23 protein-coding genes are annotated in these 21,056 nt (G+C 73.4%); 18 read left to right on the top strand and 5 right to left on the bottom strand.

Annotation, left to right across the window (positions count from 1 at the left end; translation table 11 throughout):
• Positions 1 to 199 precede the first annotated feature (199 nt).
• A complete protein-coding gene (locus I847_RS0111600; protein ID WP_028049816.1) occupies positions 200 to 418 on the bottom strand; it encodes an RNA-binding S4 domain-containing protein in 219 nt (72 codons plus the stop codon).
• A gap of 80 nt (positions 419 to 498) precedes the next feature.
• On the opposite strand from I847_RS0111600, the gene hisD reads away from it, so the two are divergent.
• The 11 genes from hisD to I847_RS0111545 all read left to right on the top strand — a co-directional run bounded on the left by hisD (position 499) and on the right by I847_RS0111545 (position 12,672).
• Positions 499 to 1,821, top strand: a complete 1,323-nt coding sequence (hisD, locus tag I847_RS0111595) for a histidinol dehydrogenase (protein ID WP_028049815.1) — start codon at positions 499 to 501, stop codon at positions 1,819 to 1,821.
• Between the two features lie 67 nt (positions 1,822 to 1,888).
• Complete coding sequence (locus I847_RS0111590) at positions 1,889 to 2,911, top strand: 3-oxoacyl-ACP synthase III (protein WP_028049814.1); 1,023 nt, start codon at positions 1,889 to 1,891, stop codon at positions 2,909 to 2,911.
• Positions 2,908 to 5,514, top strand: coding sequence for an alpha/beta fold hydrolase (locus I847_RS0111585; protein WP_369751725.1), 2,607 nt, complete (start codon positions 2,908 to 2,910; stop codon positions 5,512 to 5,514). Before I847_RS0111590 ends, I847_RS0111585 begins: the two co-directional genes overlap by 4 nt.
• Entirely contained in the window at positions 5,511 to 6,500 is a 990-nt protein-coding gene (locus I847_RS0111580; RefSeq protein WP_028049812.1) for an NAD(P)-dependent oxidoreductase, read from the top strand. Before I847_RS0111585 ends, I847_RS0111580 begins: the two co-directional genes overlap by 4 nt.
• A 9-nt stretch (positions 6,501 to 6,509) precedes the next feature.
• On the top strand, positions 6,510 to 7,640 hold the full coding sequence (locus I847_RS0111575; RefSeq protein ID WP_028049811.1) for a histidinol-phosphate transaminase: 1,131 nt from the start codon (positions 6,510 to 6,512) through the stop codon (positions 7,638 to 7,640).
• A complete protein-coding gene (hisB, locus tag I847_RS0111570; RefSeq protein WP_028049810.1) occupies positions 7,637 to 8,260 on the top strand; it encodes an imidazoleglycerol-phosphate dehydratase HisB in 624 nt (207 codons plus the stop codon). The genes I847_RS0111575 and hisB overlap by 4 nt, the downstream gene beginning before the upstream one ends.
• Positions 8,257 to 8,751, top strand: coding sequence for a hypothetical protein (locus I847_RS0111565; RefSeq protein ID WP_028049809.1), 495 nt, complete (start codon positions 8,257 to 8,259; stop codon positions 8,749 to 8,751). Before hisB ends, I847_RS0111565 begins: the two co-directional genes overlap by 4 nt.
• Positions 8,752 to 8,759: 8 nt before the next feature.
• Positions 8,760 to 10,475, top strand: a complete 1,716-nt coding sequence (locus I847_RS0111560) for a sodium:proton antiporter (RefSeq protein ID WP_028049808.1) — start codon at positions 8,760 to 8,762, stop codon at positions 10,473 to 10,475.
• 90 nt (positions 10,476 to 10,565) lie between these two features.
• A complete protein-coding gene (locus I847_RS0111555; protein WP_028049807.1) occupies positions 10,566 to 11,198 on the top strand; it encodes a hypothetical protein in 633 nt (210 codons plus the stop codon).
• On the top strand, positions 11,195 to 11,938 hold the full coding sequence (gene priA / locus I847_RS0111550) for a bifunctional 1-(5-phosphoribosyl)-5-((5-phosphoribosylamino)methylideneamino)imidazole-4-carboxamide isomerase/phosphoribosylanthranilate isomerase PriA (RefSeq protein WP_028049806.1): 744 nt from the start codon (positions 11,195 to 11,197) through the stop codon (positions 11,936 to 11,938). Before I847_RS0111555 ends, priA begins: the two co-directional genes overlap by 4 nt.
• Positions 11,935 to 12,672, top strand: coding sequence for an SseB family protein (locus tag I847_RS0111545; RefSeq protein ID WP_369751724.1), 738 nt, complete (start codon positions 11,935 to 11,937; stop codon positions 12,670 to 12,672). Before priA ends, I847_RS0111545 begins: the two co-directional genes overlap by 4 nt.
• Before the next feature lie 15 nt (positions 12,673 to 12,687).
• Here I847_RS0111545 and I847_RS23395 read toward each other — a convergent pair whose 3' ends face one another.
• Genes I847_RS23395 through I847_RS26765 form a run of 3 tightly spaced genes read right to left on the bottom strand, consistent with a single transcriptional unit; the run spans position 12,688 to position 14,480 of the window.
• On the bottom strand, positions 12,688 to 13,086 hold the full coding sequence (locus tag I847_RS23395; protein WP_051274827.1) for a hypothetical protein: 399 nt from the start codon (positions 13,084 to 13,086) through the stop codon (positions 12,688 to 12,690).
• Between the two features lie 18 nt (positions 13,087 to 13,104).
• Entirely contained in the window at positions 13,105 to 13,836 is a 732-nt protein-coding gene (locus tag I847_RS23390) for a S1C family serine protease (protein ID WP_034610065.1), read from the bottom strand.
• A complete protein-coding gene (locus I847_RS26765) occupies positions 13,833 to 14,480 on the bottom strand; it encodes a hypothetical protein (protein ID WP_231384195.1) in 648 nt (215 codons plus the stop codon). The genes I847_RS23390 and I847_RS26765 overlap by 4 nt, the downstream gene beginning before the upstream one ends.
• Positions 14,481 to 14,594: 114 nt before the next feature.
• On the opposite strand from I847_RS26765, the gene I847_RS23385 reads away from it, so the two are divergent.
• Complete coding sequence (locus tag I847_RS23385) at positions 14,595 to 15,935, top strand: MFS transporter (protein ID WP_081680817.1); 1,341 nt, start codon at positions 14,595 to 14,597, stop codon at positions 15,933 to 15,935.
• Here the strand turns inward: I847_RS23385 and I847_RS0111520 are convergent.
• A complete protein-coding gene (locus I847_RS0111520) occupies positions 15,916 to 16,275 on the bottom strand; it encodes a DUF1844 domain-containing protein (RefSeq protein WP_028049803.1) in 360 nt (119 codons plus the stop codon). The genes I847_RS23385 and I847_RS0111520 overlap by 20 nt on opposite strands.
• 296 nt (positions 16,276 to 16,571) lie before the next feature.
• Here I847_RS0111520 and infC point away from each other — a divergent pair, with 296 nt between their 5' ends.
• The 6 genes from infC (at position 16,572) to thpR (ending at position 20,964) form a co-directional block, all read left to right on the top strand.
• Positions 16,572 to 17,762 (top strand): translation initiation factor IF-3, encoded by a 1,191-nt coding sequence (infC, locus tag I847_RS25690; RefSeq protein WP_231384194.1) that lies wholly within the window; start codon positions 16,572 to 16,574, stop codon positions 17,760 to 17,762.
• Between the two features lie 94 nt (positions 17,763 to 17,856).
• Positions 17,857 to 18,051: a 50S ribosomal protein L35 gene (gene rpmI / locus I847_RS0111510; RefSeq protein WP_028049802.1), complete on the top strand. Its 195-nt coding sequence runs from the start codon at positions 17,857 to 17,859 to the stop codon at positions 18,049 to 18,051.
• Between the two features lie 63 nt (positions 18,052 to 18,114).
• Entirely contained in the window at positions 18,115 to 18,498 is a 384-nt protein-coding gene (rplT, locus tag I847_RS0111505; protein WP_028049801.1) for a 50S ribosomal protein L20, read from the top strand.
• Positions 18,499 to 18,668: 170 nt separating this feature from the next.
• Positions 18,669 to 19,310: a hypothetical protein gene (locus I847_RS23375; RefSeq protein ID WP_051274825.1), complete on the top strand. Its 642-nt coding sequence runs from the start codon at positions 18,669 to 18,671 to the stop codon at positions 19,308 to 19,310.
• A gap of 194 nt (positions 19,311 to 19,504) precedes the next feature.
• Complete coding sequence (locus I847_RS0111490) at positions 19,505 to 20,326, top strand: RNA methyltransferase (RefSeq protein WP_231384193.1); 822 nt, start codon at positions 19,505 to 19,507, stop codon at positions 20,324 to 20,326.
• Positions 20,323 to 20,964, top strand: coding sequence for an RNA 2',3'-cyclic phosphodiesterase (gene thpR, locus I847_RS0111485; protein ID WP_028049799.1), 642 nt, complete (start codon positions 20,323 to 20,325; stop codon positions 20,962 to 20,964). The genes I847_RS0111490 and thpR overlap by 4 nt, the downstream gene beginning before the upstream one ends.
• The last annotated feature ends 92 nt before the right edge of the window (positions 20,965 to 21,056 follow it).

Raw genomic sequence — 21,056 nt, 5'->3', positions numbered from 1 at the left:
CCAGCCGTCGGGCACCTCGCCGTCGGCCGCCGGTGCGCGGGTAGGCGTAGATCGCGTGCGCGCGACGGGCAGGGCGGCGAGGTCGACCTGGTGCCCGTCCGTCGGCGGCGGCGACACGGGTGGCAGGTGCACACCGGTCAGGTGGTCGGCCGCCCCGTCGTCGACCGGGACGGGCAGCCGCGTCAGGTCGCGTGCACCCTCAGCCGACCGTCGCTTCCTTGTACCCGGTGGGCAGGTCCACCTCCACCACGTCGCCCTTGACGAGCTGGCGCCCGCGCCGCGTCTCGTCCTCACCGTTCACGGTGACGGCCCCGTCCTCGAGCAGCGCCCGGGCGTGCGCCCCGGAGTCGGCGAGGTCGGCGAGCTTGAGGAACTGGCCGAGCCGGATGGAGTCGTCGGAGATGGGGACGCTGGTCATGGCGACCAGTGTGGCGCAGCGCACGCTCGCCCGTTGCGCGTGGTCAGGCCCCGGATCCGGGACGGTCATAGACTCGGCTCGTGATCACCCGCATCGACCTGCGCGGTCGCACCCTGTCGCGCCGTGAGCTCCTCGACGAGCTTCCCCGTGCCGAGGTCGACGTCGAGCACGCCACCGAGGTCGTCGCCCCCATCCTCGCCGACGTGCGTAAGCGCGGAGCTTCGGAGCTGCGCGACCTGGCCGAGCGGTTCGACGGCGTCCGTCCGGTTCACCTTCGAGTCCCCGCGGGCGTCATCGCGGCTTCGGTCGACGCGCTCGACCCGGACGTCCGGGCAGCGCTCGACGAGACGATCCGTCGGGTCCGCCTCGTGCACGCGGCACAGCGGCCCGCCGACTTCACGGTCGAGCTGGTCCCCGGCGCGCAGGTCCGCCAGCGCTGGGTCCCGGTACGCCGGGTCGGTCTGTACGTCCCCGGCGGACTCGCGGTCTACCCCTCGTCCGTCGTCATGAACGTGGTCGCGGCGCAGGAGGCCGGTGTCGGCTCGCTCGCCGTGGCGTCCCCGCCGCAGAAGGACGAGGGCGGCCTGCCCGACCCGGTGGTGCTGGCGACGTGTGCGCTGCTCGGTGTCGACGAGGTCTACGCCGTCGGGGGCGCGCAGGCGGTCGCGATGTTCGCTTACGGTTCGGACGGGTCCGACGACGTGGACGGTGCGATCCTCTGCGAGCCGGTCGACGTCATCACCGGTCCCGGCAACGTCTACGTGGCGGCTGCCAAGCGGCTGGTCCGCGGCGTCGTAGGGATCGATGCCGAGGCGGGCCCCACCGAGATCGCGATCCTTGCCGACGGTACGGCGGACGCCACGCACGTGGCGGCCGACCTCGTGTCGCAGGCCGAGCACGACCCGCTCGCCGCGGCCGTCCTGGTGACGCCCTCCGTCGAGCTCGCCGGGTCGGTCGAGGCCAAGCTGGTCGACCGGGTGGAGGCGACGAAGCACCGCAGCCGCGTCACGACGGCGCTCAGCGGCAAGCAGTCCGCGATCGTCCTCGTCGACGACCTCGAGCAGGGCCTGGAGGTGGTGAACGCCTACGGCGCGGAGCACCTCGAGATCCAGACGGTCGGTGCGGCGGACCTTGCGGAGCGCGTCACGAGTGCCGGGGCGATCTTCGTCGGCCCGTACTCGCCCGTCTCGCTGGGCGACTACATGGCGGGCTCGAACCACGTCCTGCCGACGGGCGGTTGCGCGCACTTCACCAGTGGCCTGGGCGTGCACTCCTTCCTGCGCGCCGTCCAGGTGATCGAGTACGACGCGGACGCCCTCGCCGAGGTCGCCGACCGCATCGTCGCCCTGGCGGACGCCGAAGGGCTGCCGGCGCACGGCGAGGCGGTGCGAGCCCGATTCTGACGTCCCGACGCCGCGCAGAGCGCGCCCCTGCACGAACTCTGTTCCCCTGCCGAAACGAGGACCGCCTGTGACGGGCAACGCGACGTTCCACCACCGTGACGTCGCGCTCCTGGCCGTCGTCGGCATCGAGGCCCCGGTCGTCGTGCCGTCCAGCACGTTCGACGAGCGCCTGGCGGCGACGCTCAAACGCCTCCACCTGCCCAGGGGCCTGCTGTCCAGGGTTGCGGGGGTGCACGAGCGCCGCTGGTGGGACGGCAAGATGACGTTCGACGACGCCGCCACCGCCGCGGGTGCGAAGGCGCTCGCCGAAGCCGGGATCGACGCCGGGGATGTCGGCCTGCTGATCAACACGTCGGTGACGCGGACCTTCCTCGAGCCCTCGGTCGCGTCCCGCATCCACTCCGGTCTGGGGCTGCCGTCCAGCGCGCTCGGCTTCGACCTGACCAACGCGTGCCTCGGCTTCGTCAACGGCATGACGCTCGCCGCCCAGCTGATCGACTCCGGCCAGGTGCGGTACGCCGTCATCGTCAACGGTGAGGACCCGCGCCCGACGCAGGAGGCCACGATCGAGCGCCTGGCCCGTCCGGACAGCACGCGCGAGCAGTTCCTGGAGGAGTTCGCGACGTTGACTCTGGGTGCAGGCGCCGCGGCCGCGGTCCTGGGCCCGGCGTCGCTGCACCCCGGTGCGCACCGGCTGCTCGGCGGGGTCGCGCGGTCGGCGACTCAGCACCACGAGCTGTGCGTCGGCGGGATCGACGGGATGAAGACCGACCCGGGCGGGCTGCTCGCCGGCGGGATGGAGCTGGTCGTCGACGCCTGGAACGAGGCGCAGGAGGACTGGGACTGGTCCGGTGTCGACCGCGTGGTCACGCACCAGGTGTCGTCGATCCACACGCGGTCGATCATCGAGGCGATCGACCTCGACCCGGAGAAGGTGCCGACGACGTTCCCCCGCTGGGGCAACGTCGGGCCCGCCGCCCTGCCGATGACGCTCGCCGAGCAGGCCGACTCTCTGCGGTCCGGCGACCGGGTGCTCTGCCTGGGCGTCGGGTCCGGCCTGCACACGGCCATGGCCGAGATCGTCTGGTGACGGTCCGGACCATCCCGACGGTCGCGTCCTCGCCTCCCCAGGCACTGCTCGACGCGGGTGGCATCGACGCGCGCTGGTCACGCGTCGTCGAGGTGCCCGCCGGCGGTCCCGGCACGACGACACGCAGCTGGCACCTTCTCGACAACGCCGCCACGCTGACCGGCGAACCCGTGGGCACGCTGCTGTGCGTGCACGGCAACCCGACGTGGTCGTACCTGTGGCGCAGGCTCGTGGCCGCCGGCGCCCGCGAGGACCGGCCCTGGCGTGTGGTCGCCGTCGACCAGCTCGAGATGGGCTTCTCCGAGCGCACGGGCGACACCCACCGGCTCGCCGACCGGGTCCGGGATCTCGGCGCACTCACCGACGTGCTCGGGCTCACCGGTCCGGTCGTCACGGTCGGGCACGACTGGGGTGGGCTGATCAGCCTCGGCTGGGCGATCGACCACCCGGACCAGCTCGCGGGTGTCGTGCTCACCAACACGGCCGTGCACCAGCCCGTCGACGAACGCGTGCCGCCGGTCCTGCGACTCGCGATGGCCCCGGCCGTCCGCCCGCTCGGCACGGTGACGACGTCGGCGTTCCTCGAGACCACCCTCGCGATCGCGCACCCGAGACTGGACCCGCTGACTGCCGACGGCTTCCGAGCGCCCTACCGCTCGGCCGACCGGCGCGGCGGGATCGGCGGGTTCGTCGCCGACATCCCGGCCACGCACGACCACCCGAGCAGGCCGGAGCTGGAGCGGATCGCGGACGGCGCGAGCCGGCTGGACGTGCCTGCCCTGCTCCTCTGGGGACCACGCGACCCGGTGTTCACTGCGCGGTACCTGCGCGACCTTCGCGAACGGCTGCCGCACGCCGACGTGCACCGGTTCGAGGGTGCGGGGCACCTCGTCGTCGAGGACCGCGACGTCGCCGGGGGTGTCCTGCGCTGGCTCGATGCCCGCGACGTCGGCGGTTCTCCGGGGGAGCGGACACCGGCTCCCGCGGACGCCCCGTACCGCCCGCTCGGCGCGGCACTGGACGAGCGGTCCGACGACGAGGGGACGGCGATCGTCGAGCTGGGAGCCGGCGCGCGTCGCGCGAGCTGGCGAACCCTCGCGGCTCGGACCGACGAGCTGGCACGCGGCCTGGCCGCGTACGAGGTCAAGGCCGGCGACCGGGTCGCCCTGCTGGTCCCACCCGGCGTCGACCTGACGTCGATCCTCTACGCGTGCCTGCGTCTGGGCGCCGTCGTCGTCGTCGCGGATGCGGGCCTCGGGGTACAGGGGCTGACCCGTGCGGTGCGTGCCGCCGAGCCGAAGGTCGTGATCGGCATCGAGCGTGCGCTGGTCGCGGCGCGCTGGCTGCGCTGGGCGCCCACCCTGATCAGTGCGGGGCCGCTGCGGCCCGGCGTGCGACGGGCGCTCGGCGTCGCCGCGTCCCTCGACGAGGTTGCCGCGCTCGGCCGGTCCTGGGAGGAGGAGCTTCCCTGGCCGGCGCCCGACGAGGACGCGGCGATCCTGTTCACCTCCGGCTCGACGGGACCGGCCAAGGGCGTCGCGTACACGCACCGGCGGCTCGGAGCGATCCGCGACGTGGTCGCTGCGACCTATGGCATCGGTCCCGGCAGCCCCCTGGTCGCCGCGTTCGCGCCGTTCGTGCTCCTCGGGCCGGCGCTCGGCGCCACGAGCGCGAGCCCGGACATGGACGTCACCGCGCCGGGCACGCTCACGGCCACGGCGCTCGCCGAGGCCGTCCGGGCGATCGACGGGGCGGTCGTGTTCGCCTCGCCCGCCGCCCTGGCGAACGCCGTCCGTACCGCCGACGACCTGGCCGACGCCGACCGAGCGGCGTTGGGGGGCGTCCGGCTGTTCCTGTCGGCCGGGGCACCGGTACAGCCGGACCTGCTGGAGGCCGCCGTCGCACTCATGCCTGCCGCCGACGCGCACACCCCGTACGGGATGACCGAGTCGTTGCTGGTCACGGACGTGTCCCTCGACGAGTTGCGCGCAGCGGGCGCCGGCAACGGCGTCTGTGTCGGTCGGCCCGTCGCGGGTGCCCGGATCGCGATCAGCGCGCTCGCTGCCGACGGTGCGGCCACCGGCGAGCCGGCGACCACACCGGGAGCCACCGGCGAGGTCCTCGTCTCGGCGCCCCACGTGAAGGAGCGCTACGACGGCCTCTGGCTGACGCAGGACGCGTCCGCGCGCGACGCCGGCTGGCATCGGACCGGGGACGTCGGGCACCTCGATGCGGACGGTCGGCTGTGGATCGAGGGTCGCCTCGCGCACGTGCTCGTCACCGATGCCGGCGTGGTGACCCCCGTGGGCCTCGAGCTCCGGGCGCGGGCGGTGCACGGGGTGCGCGCGGCGGCGGTCGTGGGCGTCGGTCCGCGCGGCACGCAGCAGGTCGTGGTCGTCGTCGAGTCGGAGTCGCAGGCGCCACTGGTCGCCGATGCCGTGCTGGCGGCGAACGTCCGGGAGGCCCTGGAACCGGTGTCCGTCGCCGCTGTCCTCGTCGCGACGCGGCTGCCCACGGACGTCCGGCACAACTCGAAGGTCGACCGAATCCGCGTCGCCGCCTGGGCAGAGAAGGTGCTGGCGGGGGAGCGGGCGCGACTGTGACGCGGGTCCTGGTCACGGGCGCCAGCGGGATGTTCGGGCGTGCCGTGGCAGCACGGCTCGTCGCTGACGGTCACGACGTGCGCACCCTGCAGCGTGGCCCGTCGGGTGTGGCGGCCGACGTCCGTGGCTCGGTGGCCGACCCGGCAACCGTCGCCGAGGCGGTCCGCGACCGGGAGGCCGTCATCCACCTCGCGGCGAAGGCCGGGATCGTCGGGTCGTACGACGAGTACGAGGACGTGAACGTCCGCGGCACCGCGAACCTGCTCGCCGCGGCACGTGAGGCCGGTGTCGCGCGGTTCGTGCACGTCTCGTCGCCGTCCGTCGCCCACCTCGGGACCTCGCTGGCGGGTGCGGGTGCGGGTGCGGCCGACCCCGACCGGGCGCGGGGGAACTACGCCCGGACGAAGGCCGCCGCGGAGCTGCTCGCGCTCGCGGCCGACGACGCCGATGGCCTGCGCGTCATCGCCGTGCGTCCGCACGTCGTCTGGGGACCCGGAGACACGCAGCTCGTCGGGCGCGTCCTCGAGCGCGCGCGCAAGGGGCGGCTCCCCGTGCTGGGCGACGGGGCGGCGCTCATCGACACGACCTACGTCGACAACGCGGTCGATGCGCTCGTCGCAGCGCTGGTGGCGGACGAGGCGGCCTACGGGCACGCGTACGTCGTGACCAACGGCGAGCCGCGGCCGGTCCTCGAGCTGCTGCGGGGGATCTGCGCGGCCTGCGGCGTCCCCGCACCGCGCAGGCACGTCCCTGCCGCGGTCGCCCGCAGCGTCGGCGGAGTGCTGGACACCGCCTGGGCCCGGTTGCCGCTGCCGGGGGAGCCGCCGCTGACGCGGTTCGCCGCGGAGCAGCTGTCGACGGCGCACTGGTTCGACCAGCGACGCACGCGCGAGGCGCTCGGCTGGTCGCCGGTGGTGAGCCTCGACGAGGGCCTCGAACGGCTCGCGTCCTGGACCGCTGCGGAACGTGCCCGAACGGTTCCCTAGACTCGGCACGTGACAGCACAAGCCCGTCCCGCGCCGGCCCTCGGCGCCCAGCTCCCGCTGCGCCCCGAGCTCGAGGGGATCGCGCCGTACGGCGCACCGCACCCGGACGTGCCGGTCGTCCTGAACGTCAACGAGAACCCGTACGGTCCGTCGGAGCAGGTCGTCGCGGACATCGCGGCCGCTGTGGCAGAGGCCGCCGCCGGCCTGAACCGCTATCCGGACCGCGACTTCACAGCGTTGCGCGCCGACCTGGCCGACTACCTGCTGGTCGAGTCGGGCGTCGCCGTGGCGCCGGAGCAGATCTGGGCCGCCAACGGCTCCAACGAGGTCATGCTGCACCTCCTGCAGGCGTTCGGGGGGCCGGGGCGGACGGCGCTGTCGTTCGCCCCGACGTACTCGATGTACCCGGAGTACGCCCGCGACACGTCGACCGCCTGGCTGACCGGCCGCCGCGAGGAGGACTTCGGGCTCGACCCGGACGTCGCCGTCGCCGCGATCGCCCAGCACGCGCCGTCGGTCGTCCTTGTCGCCAGCCCGAACAACCCCACGGGCACCGCGCTGCCGGCGAGCACCGTCCTGGCGGTCCTGGACGCCGCGGCCCGCGTGCCGGGCGGCTGCGTCGTCGTCGTCGACGAGGCCTACGGCGAGTTCCGGCGCGCGGGCACGCCGTCGGCGCTCGAGCTCCTCGCCGACAACCCGCACCTCGCCGTCAGCCGGACCATGTCCAAGGCCTTCGGGCTCGCCGGTGCGCGCGTCGGCTACCTCGCCGCCTCGACGACGTTCGTCGACGCGCTCACCGTGGTGCGCCTGCCCTACCACCTGTCCGCGGTGACCCAGGCGACCGCGCGCGCCGCGCTGCGCCACGCCCCCGAGCTGATGGCGCAGGTCGGGTCGCTCCGCGACGAGCGCGACGCGCTCGTGGTGTGGCTGCGGGCGCAGGGGTGGACGGTCGCCGACTCCGACGCGAACTTCGTGCTCTTCGGGGTGTTCGACGACCGGCACGCGATCTGGCAGGGTCTGCTCGACCGAGGCGTCCTGATCCGTGAGGTCGGCCCGGACGGATGGCTGCGGGTGTCGGTCGGCACACCGCAGGAGATGCAGGCGTTCAAGGACGCCCTGGTGGAGGTGGCCTCGCTGTGAGCCCGAGCCCGAAGAACACGTCCTCGCGGACCGCGCGGATCGAGCGCGCGACGAGCGAGTCGAGCGTGCTCGTGGAGCTGGACCTGGACGGCACCGGTCGCACGGACATCTCGACGACCGTGCCGTTCTACGACCACATGCTCACGGCGCTGGGCAAGCACTCGCTCATCGACCTGACCGTCAAGGCGACCGGCGACACGCACATCGACGCGCACCACACGGTCGAGGACGTAGCGATCACCATCGGCCAGGCGCTGCGTCAGGCTCTGGGCGACAAGCGCGGCATCTCGCGGTTCGGCGACGCCACCGTGCCGCTGGACGAAGCGCTGGCACAGGCCGTCGTCGACGTGTCCGGCCGGCCGTACCTCGTGCACACCGGCGAGCCGCCCGGGCAGGAGTTCCACCTGATCGGCGGGCACTTCACCGGGTCCCTGACGCGGCACGTCCTCGAGTCGATCGCGCACCACGCGGCATTCAGCATCCACGTCCGGGTGCTCGCCGGTCGGGACCCGCACCACATCGTGGAGGCCCAGTTCAAGGCGCTCGCGCGCGCCCTCAGGTTCGCGGTCGAGCTGGACCCGCGGGTGGACGGCATCCCGTCGACGAAGGGTGCGCTGTGAGCGACGAGATCCCGGACGACTTCGAGATCCCCGACGACCTGTCGTCGCTGCTCGAGGGCGGGGCCGAGGAGCCGTCGGTGGCGCTCGTGCTGACTCCCGTGGCGCAGGCGGCCCCGCTCGCGGCGACGTGCGTGATCGCCAAGGTCGAGGCCGATGTCGTCCTGTCGGAGGTGGGCGCGATCGCCGTGCTCCGCGAGCCCGGGACGAGCCGGGGGTCGGCGGCGACCGTGTCGCAGCTGCTGCGGCAGGTGCCGATCGTGCTGCTCGAGCGGCGCGAGGGACAGATCACGGCGAGCCGGTGGGTGGGCGGCGCCCAGCAGGGGGACAACCTGCCGCCCGGGCTGGTGCTCTCCGACGCCCCGGCCGTCCTCGAGGACCTGCTGCTGGGCTCCGTGGAGGTCGGCACGCTCGACGGCGTCGTGTCGACCGTCGGCCTGTCGCGCTGGAAGGCCCTGCGCATGATCACGGGAGCGGGCAAGCCCAAGAAGTAGGGGGCCTCATGGAGGGCGCGCCTGTCCTGGTCGTGGCGGTCATCGGCATCGTCGCCGCCACGCGGCTGGCACCGAAGGTCGGCATCGCCGGTCCGTTGCTGCTCGTGGTGCTCGGCGTCCTGGCGAGCTTCGTGCCGGGTGCCCCGACGTTGCACGTCGAGCCCGAGCTGATCCTCGCGGGCGTCCTGCCGCCGCTGCTGTACTCGTCGGCGGTGTCGATGCCGGGCATGGACTTCCGACGGGACTTCGGGGCGATCGGCGGGCTGTCGGTGGTGCTCGTCGTGCTGTCCGCGGTCGTGCTCGGGTGGTTCTTCGCCTGGGCGCTCGACATCCGCGTCGCCTGGGGCATCGCCCTCGGTGCGGTGGTCAGCCCGACGGACGCGGTCGCGACCTCGATCACGAAGCGGCTGGGCGTCTCGTCGCGGCTGGTGACGGTGCTCGAGGGCGAGAGCCTGCTCAACGACGCCTCCGCGCTGGTTCTTCTGCGGTCCGCGATCGCGGCGACCGCGGTGACGGTCTCGTTGTGGAGCGTGCTCGGGCAGTTCGTCTACGCGGTCGTCGTCGCCGCGGTGATCGGGGCGGTCGTCGGCGTGCTCAACCTGCGCGTCCGTTCCGCCCTCCCCGACGCCGCCGCGAGCACTGCGGTCTCGTTCGTCGCACCGTTCGTCGCGTTCCTGCCCGCAGAGCGGCTGCAGGCGTCGGGCCTCGTCGCGGCCGTCGTCGCCGGCCTGGTGACCGGGCAGGGTGCGCCGCGGTTCCTGCGCCCGCAGGACCGGCTCGCGGAGGAGTCGAACTGGCGGACCATCGAGCTGCTGCTCGAGGGTGCGGTGTTCCTGGTCATGGGCTACGAGCTCCAGCAGCTCGTCGCGGCGGCGCGGGACGACGACGGGACGGCTCTGCCCGCGGTCGGGCTCGGGATCGCGGCGATCGCCCTGACGCTCGCGGTGCGTGCCCTCTACGTGTCGCCGCTGGTCTGGTGGCTCTCGAAGCAGGCGGCGGCGAGCGACCGCATGAAGGCGCGCTACGCCCAGGTCACCCAGACCCTCGCCGACGACGAGTCCGAGGGGCCCCGGATCGAACGGCGTCGCGCGAGGTGGACCCAGCGCGTGACTCGGGGGCTCGCCGACATCGACTATCTCGTCGCGAAGCCGCTGGGGGCTCGGGAGGGCACCGTGCTCGTCTGGGCGGGCATGCGGGGTGCGGTGACGCTGGCCGCAGCCCAGACGCTCCCCGAGGACACCCCGCGGCGTTCGCTGCTCATCCTCATCGCCTTCGTCGTCGCGGCGGGCAGCCTGCTGCTGCAGGGCGGGACGCTCCCGTGGGTGGTGCGGACGCTGGGTGTCGGCTCGTCCGGGGCGTCCGACGACGACCCGGAACGGGCCGAGCTGCTGCAGACCCTGTCGCAGGCGGCGGTCGGGCTCCTCGACGACCCGACCCTCGTGCGTCGCGACGGGTCGCGCTACGACCAGCGACTGCTGGACGGCATGAAGTCGGTGTCCCTGCGCCGGGCAGCCGACTTCGCGGCCGACGAGCCCCGCTCCATCACCGACCAGCTGCTCGAGCTGCAGCTGGCCGTCATCGATGCCCAGCGCGAGGCGCTGCTGCAGGCGCGGTCCGACGGCACGTTCAGCTCGGCCGCGCTCAGCAGCGCGCTCGCGATCCTCGACGCGGACCAGATCAGCGCCGAGCTCAAGGGCGGTCCGACCACGACGTCGGAGGACTGAGCCGAAGCGCCGGCTCGGGCCGACGAGTGAACCCGTCTCGCAGACCGGCGCCGGCAAGGATCGTTCGAAGGACGCAGGTACCGTTGCCGGGTGCCCGCTCCCACCGTCGTCGTGCTCGACCACGGCACGGGCGATGCCACCGAGTTCGTCGCCGCGCTGGAACGTGCGGGCGCCTCGGTCGTCGTCACCGCGGACAAACGCGCCGGGTTGGACGCGGACGGGCTGGTCGTCGTCGGCGAGGGTGACCTGGCCGACCTGATGGCCGAGCTGCGCGCGGTCGGCGCCGACCAGGTGATCGACCGCAGGCTCGCGGGCGGCCGTGCGGTCCTGGCGGTCGACGTCGGGCTGCACGCGATGTTCACGGGGCCCGGCGTCTCCGGCCTCGAGGAGTGGCCGGGCACCGTCGACGCGCACGTGCACGACGGCTGGTCGACGGTCGACGTCCCTGAGGGATCGGCGCTCTTCGTCGGCCTGCAGGACGTCCCGTTCCGGTTCGCGCACTCCTACGCCGCCCTCCGGTTCCCGCTGCTCGAGACGTGGCCCGCGGACACCCGGCTGAACGCACCTGTCGTCGTGTGGGCGCAGCACGACGAGCCGTTCGTCGCCGCCGTCGAGAACGGCCCCCTGACCGCCTTGCAGCTGCGCCCCGAGCTCTCGGGTGATGCGGGCGCCACAGTCCTGACCCGTTGGGTCGCGTCCTTGAAGAGGGAGAACCACCCATGACCGAGCGCCGCCTCGAGCTGCTGCCCGCCGTCGACGTCGCCGACGGGCAGGCCGTCCGGCTGACCCAAGGTGCCGCCGGTACCGAGACCGGCTACGGCGACCCGTTGTCGGCCGCCCTCGACTGGTACGCGGGCGGCGCGGAGTGGATCCACCTCGTGGACCTCGACGCCGCGTTCGGCCGGGGGTCCAACGCGGCACTGCTCGCCGAGGTCACCGCCGAGCTGTCCGGCAAGGGCGTCAAGGTCGAGCTGTCCGGCGGGATCCGCGACGAGGCGTCGGTCGAGTGGGCACTGTCCACGGGCGCGACCCGGATGAACCTCGGCACGGCGGCGCTGGAGAACCCGTCGTGGACGGCGCGGATGATCGGGCAGTACGGCGACAAGATCGCGGTCGGCCTGGACGTGCGCGGCACCACGCTGGCGGCCCGCGGCTGGACGCAGGACGGGGGAGACCTCTGGGAGGTGCTCTCCCGCCTCGAGGACGTCGGCTGCGAGCGCTACGTGGTCACCGACGTGACCAAGGACGGCATGCTCAACGGCCCGAACGTCGAGCTCCTCAAGCAGATGTGCGCCAAGACCGACGCGCCCGTCGTGGCCTCCGGCGGTGTCTCGAGCCTCGAGGACATCCGCGTGCTGCGCACCCTCGTGCCGCTCGGTGTCGAGGGCTCGATCGTCGGCAAGGCGCTGTACGCGGGCGCGTTCACGCTTCCTGAGGCCCTGGACGTCGCCGGCAGGCCGTGACCGTGGCCGGCCGTGAGCTGCCGCCGTCGTCGCCGTTCGCCGGCGACGACGGTACGGCCGATGCCGGTGTCGCATCGGCTCTGCGGGCTCTGGAGGAGGGCACGGGTTCGGTGGCGGCGGTGGTCGACGCCCTGCACGGCACGCGCGTGCTGGTCCCGGTGCTCGCCGAGCTCGAGGTCGAGGACGTCGTCGTGCACGACGGCCACGCGCACACCGTCGACAAGGAGGCCTCGGCCGGCATCGTCGCGCTGCAGGCGCCCGACGGTCGTACAGCCCTGCCGGTCTTCACGTCCGTGGCCACCATGACGGCGTGGCGGCCGGACGCCCGGCCGGTTCCGTCCGACGTCGCGCGCGCCGCGCTGTCGGCCGTGACCGAAGGCTGGGAGGTGCTGGTGGTCGACCCGGGCGGTCCGACGACCGTCCTCCTGCCGCGGCCGGCGGTCTGGGCGCTGGCGCAGCAGCAGGCTTGGGAACCGGCCGTCGGCCCGGACGGGGTCGACCCGGCGGTCCGGGTCGCGATCGTCGAGGCGGTGTCCGCGGTGCGTGGGGTGGTCGCCGTCGATGCCGTCGTCGGGACGCGCGCGGAGGTGGCGGTCGTCGTGGACCTGGTGGCCGGACTGGACCGGGCGGGGCTGGACGCCGTGCTCGGCTCCGTCAACCAGGCGCTCGGCACCGTGGAGCTCGTCGCCGCGCGGGTCGACTCGCTCGAGCTGCGGCCCCGCTCGGCGCGTTGACCGGACGCGCCGTGATCAGCGGCGCTTGACCGCCCAGGCGAGTGCGAAGACCGTGAGGACGGCGGCTGCCACGAGCTGACCGCCCAGGATCACCCGGTTCACGTCGAGGGTCGGCTGCCAGTGCGTGCCGCTGTCGTCCACGACGAACACGCCGACCGCCTTGACGTGCGTCGCGTACCCGCCTCCGCCGCCGTGGCCCTCGCTGGCGCTCTTCTCGGCCGCACCCTCCTCGCCATGGTGCGGCAGCCCCATCTCACCGCCGCCGGAGCCGGACCCGGTCGCGCCCCAGACGCGTGCCACCGGGATGACCAGGGCGCCGGCCCGCTCGTAGGCGTCCCCGAACACCCGCCGCACCGCGAAGGACTCGTTCGCGGCGTTCGTCAGTGTCGAGGGGTCGAATCGCGGTGCAGCCATGGTCGTCCTCCGGGTCGGTCAGCTGGTGCAGGGAGTCAGCGGCGCGAACGCCGTGTCGTCGTCCAGCATGGCCCGCAACGTGCTCACAGGCACCACGAAGCTGTGCCCGTTCTGGTCCTTCGCGTAGACCACCCCGACCACGCGGCCGTCGGAGTCCAGCACGGCCGAACCGGAGCTGCCGGGCTCGACGGGGGCATCGGTCATGAGGACCTCGCCGAGGGTCGCGTTCAGGGGGTCCGTCTGTCGCGCGACCACGTGCCCCGGCGTGACGGTCAGGGTCCGTCCCAGGGGATAGCCGACGACGGTCACGGCGTCGCCGAGCTGCGCGTCGGCGTCGGCGAGCTGGGGTGCGGTGGGGAGCGTGTCGCGTGTGCGGACGATCGCGAGGTCGGCCAGCCCGGCCGTGTCCGCCTCCGTCGCCGTCAGGTCGCGCCCGTCGTACGTGCTCACCTCGAGCGTCGACGTGTCCGCCACCACGTGCTTGTTGGTGATGACGGTGTGGTCGTCGATCGCGAAGCCGGACCCGGTCGACAACGCCCCGCACCCGATGTTGCGGATGCGCACGGCGATCCGCTGCGCCGTGTCGAAGCCGTCGGGGGAGAGGTTTCCCGACGAGGTCGGAGCGGGAACCGGCCCGATGCTCGGTTCGAGTCGGGACGGCACGGGGCCGGGCGGCGTGGGCAGCATGCCGCACCCACCGAGAAGGGCCGCGATCCCCACCACGGCGGCCGCGACCCGTCGTCGGATCATCGCTTCAGCTCGGCCTGCAGCGCGGTGTTCGCGTCCGTTGCCTGACCGCACAGCGTCTGGACGTCCTGCCCGAACTGGGTCAGCTGCCCGGCGTCGTACTGGTCCGCCTCCTTGAGGTACCCGATGAGCTGCTGCTGGCTGTCGATGCAGGCGGTCAGCGCGGTCGCCACCTCGCCGGCCGCCGACGAGACCCGGGACTGGTAGTCGGCCAGCTGCTGCTGCGTCGCGCTCGTGTCACCGAGCTGCGCCTTCTCGTTGGCGAGCTCGGTGATGCGCGCCTGCGCCGTGGCGAGCTGCGAGGTCGTCGTGTCGAGCGACGCCTGGGCCGCGGCCAGGTCGCTCTGCGTGGTGGCCAGGTCGGTCGCGGCCTTGTTGGCGAGCCGCTCCCATCCCGCGCTCGAGTCCTCCCACGCCTGCGTCGTCGTGACCATGCGCGCGAGAAGGAGGCCCGCGACCACGAGGACGAGCACGAGGACCGCCGACAGGACCAGGACCGCCACCAGCGGGCGTCGCGACGCGGTGGGAGCCGGCTGCCACACGGGCTCGACCGCCGGCGGCCGGGGTGCCCACGGTTCTGCCGCAGCGGGCTGCGCAGCCGTGAAGGTCGGCTGCTCCTCGCGCGGCGGAGGCTCTTCGGGCGCCATCGGCCCAGGATAGGAGGCCGGGCTGTGTGGGCTTGGCCACAGGGCGCGTGCGGATGTCGGGGTCCTCCCGAAATCACGCCGAGCGCGCAGCGCCCACCCCGCACAATCGTCGTCATGCCCACCACGACGTACGGAGCTGTGCTGCGCCTTCCCGGCGTCGCGCGTCTCTTCGTCGTGTCCTTCGTGGCTCGGATCCCAGCCGCGATGATCGGGGTCGTCCTCACGCTGCACGTGGTCACGGGCCTCGGTCGGGGCTATGCGGAGGCGGGCGCCGTCGTCGGTGCCGCGACCGGCGGCATGGCGCTCGGCGCACCGTGGCGGGGTCGGCTCGTCGACAGGTTCGGCCTGCGGCGCGCGATCGCACCGTCGGTCGTCGTCGAGTCGGCGGTCTGGTTCACTGCCCCGCACCTCTCGTACGAGGCACTGATCGCGGCGGTCTTCCTCGGCGGGCTCTTCCTCGTGCCGGTGTTCTCGGTGTCGCGACAGTCCCTGTCGGTCCTGGTGCCGATCCAGCACCAGCGCCCCGCGTTCGCGCTCGACTCGGTCGCTGTCGAGCTGACCTTCATGCTCTCGCCCGTCGTCGGGGTGCTCTTGGCCACGCAGGCGTCGACGCAGACGGCGCTGACCGTGGTGGGATCGCTGACCGTCCTGGCGGGGCTCCTGCTCATGTGGGCCGACCCGCCGACCAGGTCCGGGGTGAGCCTGCCTGTCGTCGACGACCGCGCGCCGAGCCGCCTGCTGACCCCGGCACTCGTCGTCGTCCTGCTCGCTGGCGTCGCCGCCGCGTTCGTCCTCGTCGGCACCGACGTCTCGCTCGTGGCCACCCTCAACGACGCCGGTCGTCCGCAGGACGTGGGCTGGATGATCGCGCTGTGGGCGGGCGGCTCGGTGATCGGTGGCCTGGTCCACGGGACCGCTCGCCGCTCACCGTCCCCGCTGGTCCTCGTCGCGGTCCTCGCTCTCGCGACGGCGCCTGCCGCGTTCGCGCACGGTCAGGTCTGGCTCGCGGTCGCGGTCGTGGTCGCGGGGCTGCCGTGCGCGCCTGCGCTGTCGTCGATCAACGCCACGCTCGTGCGACTGGTGCCGGAGGGCCGGCGGGGCGAGGTCATGGGCTGGAGCGGCACCATGTCGACCGTCGGCAACGCGCTCGGTGCGCCGCTGTGCGGTGCCGTCATCGACCGCGCTGCGTCCGGTGCAGGGTTCCTGACCGCGGCCGTCGTCGGAGGCGGGATCGCGGTCTCCGGCCTGGTCGTGCTCAGGGCGGGACGTCGGCGCCTGCCGGCCGCACCGCCCGCAGCGGTCGAGGTCCGTCCCACCGAGCCGCCGCCCCTCCCGCGGTCCCTCTCGGCGGACCCTCGTCGGCACTCGGTCCGGCACGGCCTACGCGTCCGGGCGGCCCGTCGACGGACGCGCGACTCGACGCGCGCGATGGCGGTCAGACGACCGGGCCGGTGAACTTCTCGCCGGGCCCGTCGCCGGGCGCGTCGGGGAACGGCGACGCCTCGCGAAACGCGAGCTGGAGCGAGCGCAGGCCGTCCCGCAGCGAGCGGGCGTGCTGGTTGCCGATGTCCGGTGCGGCTGCGGTCACGAGCGCCGCGAGCGCCGTGATGAGCTTGCGGGCCTCGTCGAGGTCCAGGTAGTCGGCACCGGCGCCGGTGGGGCCGTCCTCCGCGAGCCCGCACTTCACGGCCGCTGCGCTCATGAGATGGACTGCGGCCGTGGTGATGACCTCGACCGCGGCCACGTCGGCGATGTCCCGGGTGGCGTCGGCGGTGGGGTCGGTGCTCTGTGACATGGACAGATCGTCTCATCCGGTGTCCGTGCCGACGTGGGCGCGTCGGCCTGATTCGGTCGGAGCGCCGGGCTCTGGTATTCTTGACCGCTGACTGACCTGGGCTGTCGATCGCTGGCTACCCAGGCGCACAAGTGGAGTCCTCTCCCACCTTGGTCTCGACAGCTCGATGCGACGTCACACTCGCTTCGACGACAGAGTCCGGGTCACAGTCCGCACCGGACGGCACCAGCCGCTCCCGGTCGAGTGAGCATGGCTTCGGCTGTGCTGGCGTCGCGGACCTGTCGAGGCCTCCTCCTGTGACCAGGACGGGGGCCTTCCTCGTTCCTGGCGGTCCACACCACGAACCTGAGGAGCACCACATCAGCGAGCCCCGCATCAACGATCGGATCCGCGTAGCCGAGGTCCGCCTTGTCGGTCCCAACGGTGAGCAGGTCGGGATCGTCCGCGTGGAGGACGCCCTGCGCCTGGCCCAGGACGCCGACCTCGACCTCGTCGAGGTGGCCCCTGACGCTCGTCCGCCGGTCTGCAAGATCATGGACTACGGCAAGTTCAAGTACGAAGCAGACATGAAGGCCCGCGAGGCCCGGCGGAACCAGACCAACACGGTCCTCAAGGAGATCCGTTTCCGGCTGAAGATCGACCCGCACGACTACGGCACCAAGAAGGGCCACGTCGAGCGGTTCCTCACCGCCGGGGACAAGGTCAAGGTCATGATCATGTTCCGTGGCCGCGAGCAGTCGCGCCCGGAGATGGGCATCCGCCTGCTGCAGCGGCTTGCCGACGACGTCAGCGAGCTGGGCTTCGTCGAGAGCTCGCCGAAGCAGGACGGCCGCAACATGATCATGGTGCTCGGCCCGATGAAGAAGAAGGCCGACCAGAAGCTGGAGCAGCGTCGTGCGGCTCAGGCCGCTGCGCAGCGCGAGGCGAACGCGGCTGCTGCTGCGCAGAAGGCCGCGCCCGCAGCTGCTGAGGCTCCCGCCGAGGCTTCCGCCGCCGTCGAGGCCCCGGCCGTCGTCGAGGCTCCGGCCGTCGTCGAGGCTCCGGCCGTCGTCGAGACCGCAGTCGAGCCCTCTGCTCCGGCGGAGGTCCAGACCGTGGAGCCCGTCACGCCCGCCGTCGCGGAGACACCGGCCGCCCCGGCGCCGGCCCGGCCCGCGACGGCTCCTCGTCCGGCAGCGGCACCCCGGCCTGCCGCGGCGCCCCGCCCGGCTGCGTCGGCACCCCGCCCGGCCGCGTCCGCTGCACGCCCGGCTGCTGCACCGCGTCCCGCGGCCGCCGCACGTCCGAGCGCCACGTCGGCCCCGCGGCCGTCCCCGTCCGCCGCTTCGAAGCCTGCCACCCCGACTCCCGCCTCCGCGGGGTCGACGGCTGCTGCGAAGTCGGCCACGCCGAAGCCGACCGGTACGCCGCGCCCCGCGCCGCGTCCCGGACCGGCCGCCCCGGCACCGTCACAGACCAGCACGAATGCCTCGGAAGAGGCCAGCTGAACCCGAACGAACGGACGGCCTGACCCACCGGTCGGACCGCACCAGACGAGTCGCACGATCCCGTGCGATGTAACGACAAGGAGACACGGCAGCCATGCCGAAGAACAAGACGCACTCCGGTGCCAAGAAGCGCTTCCGGGTCACCGGGACAGGCAAGGTCATGCGCGAGCAGGCCGGCGGTCGCCACCTGCTCGAGCACAAGTCGAGCCGCCGCACCCGCCGCATCGCCGGCGACCTCGTCCTCTCTCCTGCCGACGCCCCCCGCATCAAGAAGCTGCTCGGTAAGTGACCGTGGGGGCGCACCAGCGCCCCGGTCGCCCATCCCGAGCCCGAGACCAGCAAGGAGCATCACGTGGCACGCGTGAAGCGGGCAGTAAACGCCCAGAAGAAGCGCCGGACAACCCTCGAGCGCGCCGCCGGTTACCGCGGACAGCGTTCGCGCCTCTACCGGAAGGCGAAGGAGCAGGTCACCCACTCCCTCGTCTACTCCTACCGTGACCGCAAGGTCCGCAAGCAGGACTTCCGCAAGCTGTGGATCCAGCGGATCAACGCTGCGGCGCGTGAGCAGGGCCTGACCTACAACCGACTCATCCAGGGCCTGAAGCTCGCGGGTATCGAGGTGGACCGCCGTGTGCTGGCCGACCTCGCCGTGAACGACGCCGCGACGTTCAACACGCTCGTCGCCGCCGCCAAGGCTGCCCTGCCCGAGGACGTCAACGCGCCGAAGGCTGCGTGACCCTCGTTCGCTGAACCCGACCGCCCCGCGCTCCCACGCCGGAGCCGGGCGGCGGGTCGGTGTACCCGGAGCCCCCGAGGTCCGCTCACCCGAGCGGCGCCTACCGGGGGCTTCGTCGTCCCCGCTATGCTCCGGTCTCGTGCGGTCGTCCACGGTCTCTGCCTGACCCGGTGGACTCTGCGCGTCGCCCGAACGGCGAGCCGATCGTCGGCCCACGGCGTGCGTGGGACGTCGCCGTCGAGGCCCACGAGATGCTCGGGCACAGCGGCGAGCCGACGGGCCGCGGCCTCACCGGGGACGAGGTGGAGCGGGTCGAGCAGCGGTTCGGCTTTCGCTTCGCACCGGTGCACCGCGCGTTCCTCAGCTTGGGACTGCCCCGCGGTCCGCACTGGCCCAACTGGCGCTCGGGCTCGGTCCGTGACCTGCGCGCTCGCGTGACGGCCCCCGTCGACGGTGTGGTCGCCGACGTCCTCGAGCACGACTTCTGGCCGGCCCGCTGGGGCGCGCGACCGATCGACCTCGAAGAGCGCGCGGCGATGGCACGTGCCGAGCTCGCCCGCGTTCCCGCCCTTGTCCCGCTGTTCGCCGACTGCTATCTCCCGGCGGCGCACCCGCGGCCGGAATGCCCGGTGCTCAGCGTGGAGCGGACACTCGTCGCCGTCGAGGGCCACGATCTCTCGCACTACATCTGGCGCGTGTTCTTGCGGCACGACCTCGCCCCGAACGGACGCCCAGTGCGGGTGGCGTTCTGGTCGGAGCTGGCGGAGCTGTTCGACCCCGAGCGTGAGGGCCCGGGAATCATGGCGCCGTGAGGGAGGTGCTCCTGCTCGCCGCCGCTGTCCTGCTCGTCGCGCGATCCTGGTCTCCGTACCGGTCGGCCACCGCGTCTCCCGACAGCAGGGGCGGTCTCGCTGGGTGAGTGTTCGGCGTGGAGCGACGGCGCCGCTCCGGTTCCTCCTCGACTGGTTCTGAGGGACGCGCCGGTCCGGCACGCGATGATGTCCCCGTGAGCACTCCAACCCTGAGCAACCCCCGGGCCGAGCGGGTCAAGGCCGTGCGGTCGCTGAGCAGCCGGTCGGTGCGGCAGCGGGCCGGTCGGTTCGTCGTCGAGGGACCGCAGGCGGTCCGGGAGGCCGTGCTGGTCGGGGCCGAGGTGCACGACGTCTACGTCACGGCCGAGTCGGCGCAGCGCTACCCGGAGATCGTGGTCGGGGCGCAGGACCGCGGCATCCGGGTGTCCGTGGGGTCGGTCGAGGTGCTCGACGCCATGAGCCCGGACGGCCAGCAGGTCGTCGCGGTCGCGGCCCTGACGGCGCACACGATCGACGAGCTCGTCGCACCACGGCTCGTCGCGCTCATGGCGAACGTGCGGGACCCCGGCAACGCGGGGACCGTGATCCGTGCGGCGGATGCGGCGGGCGCGGACGCCGTCGTGCTCACGGGCGAGAGTGTCGACGTGCACAACCCGAAGGTCGTCCGGTCGACGGCCGGGTCGCTGTTCCACCTGCCCGTGGTCACGGGCGCGGACCTCGCCACGACGATCGACGCGCTGCGCTCGGCAGGCCTTCTCGTGCTTGCCGCGGACGGCGTCGGACCGTTCGACCTGGACGACCTGCTCGACATCGCGGGATCGGTCGAGGACGGCGTCCCCGACCTGAGCCGCCCGACGGCCTGGGTGTTCGGCAACGAGGCGTGGGGGCTTCGCGACGAGGACCGGGCGCTGGCCGACGCCGTCGTGCGCGTGCCGATCCGGGGGCGCGCCGAGTCGCTCAACCTGGCCACCGCCGCGACGGTCTGCCTGTACGCGAGCTCGCGGGCGCAGCGGTGAGGCTGTTCGCGGCCGTCTGGCCGCCTGAGCACGTGCTCGACCACCTCGACGTCGCGCTCGGTGCCGTGCGGGGCGCACCGTCGGGTCTCTCGCAGGCCATCCGCTGGTCGGCGCGCGAGACGTGGCACCTCACCACCGCGTTCTACGGTGACCAGCCGGACGGCGTGGTGACCAGCCTGGCAGCGGGCCTCGCCGAGCTCTCCGCGGTCACCGAGCCGTACGAGCTGGCGCTGCGCGGCGCGGGCGTCTTCTCGCACCGCACCCTCTGGGTCGGTGTCGGGGGTGACGTCGAGAGCCAACGCGCCGTGGCGGCGGGCTGCGTCGAGGCGGGAGGCGTCCCCGACCGCCACCCGCGGACGCGGGCTCACCTGACCGTCGGCCGGGTGCGACCAGGCAGTCGACCGCCGCGGCGGGGATCGTCGACGAACGAACGCGGGCGCCCGGGGCCGGAGCCGGACCGCGAGGTCGAGGTCGCTGCGGGCATCGTGCGGGCGCTCGCCGTGTACGAGGGTCCGCGCTGGGAGGTCGGCGAGCTGGTGCTCGTGTCGTCGGAACCCGGTGCCGGGCGTGGCGGCGGCCCGCTGTACGAGATCGTCGAGCGGTTCGCCCTCGGCGCGCGTGGCAGGATGTCGCCATGACAGCGCGTGCGCAGGCGGCCGGTGGTCGCCGATTTCCCAGGCCCGTTCCCGGGCCGCGCCGCTGACGCGCACCTGAGCGGGCCGTCCATCGC

It is taken from the genome of Cellulomonas sp. URHD0024, assembly GCF_000426185.1.
GTDB lineage: Bacteria > Actinomycetota > Actinomycetes > Actinomycetales > Cellulomonadaceae > Cellulomonas.
Note: the sequence above shows the minus strand (reverse complement) of the source record. Positions and strands in the feature narration are given on the sequence as shown.

Coding starts and splice junctions, on each gene's coding strand:
- I847_RS23385 (WP_081680817.1), top strand. CDS start 14,595: ATGCCCACCACGACGTACGGAGCTGTGCTGCGCCTTCCCGGCGTCGCG.
- I847_RS23395 (WP_051274827.1), bottom strand. CDS start 13,086: ATGGCTGCACCGCGATTCGACCCCTCGACACTGACGAACGCCGCGAAC.
- I847_RS26765 (WP_231384195.1), bottom strand. CDS start 14,480: ATGGCGCCCGAAGAGCCTCCGCCGCGCGAGGAGCAGCCGACCTTCACG.
- I847_RS0111600 (WP_028049816.1), bottom strand. CDS start 418: ATGACCAGCGTCCCCATCTCCGACGACTCCATCCGGCTCGGCCAGTTC.
- priA (WP_028049806.1), top strand. CDS start 11,195: ATGACCGAGCGCCGCCTCGAGCTGCTGCCCGCCGTCGACGTCGCCGAC.
- I847_RS0111560 (WP_028049808.1), top strand. CDS start 8,760: ATGGAGGGCGCGCCTGTCCTGGTCGTGGCGGTCATCGGCATCGTCGCC.
- I847_RS23390 (WP_034610065.1), bottom strand. CDS start 13,836: ATGATCCGACGACGGGTCGCGGCCGCCGTGGTGGGGATCGCGGCCCTT.
- rpmI (WP_028049802.1), top strand. CDS start 17,857: ATGCCGAAGAACAAGACGCACTCCGGTGCCAAGAAGCGCTTCCGGGTC.
- I847_RS0111520 (WP_028049803.1), bottom strand. CDS start 16,275: ATGTCACAGAGCACCGACCCCACCGCCGACGCCACCCGGGACATCGCC.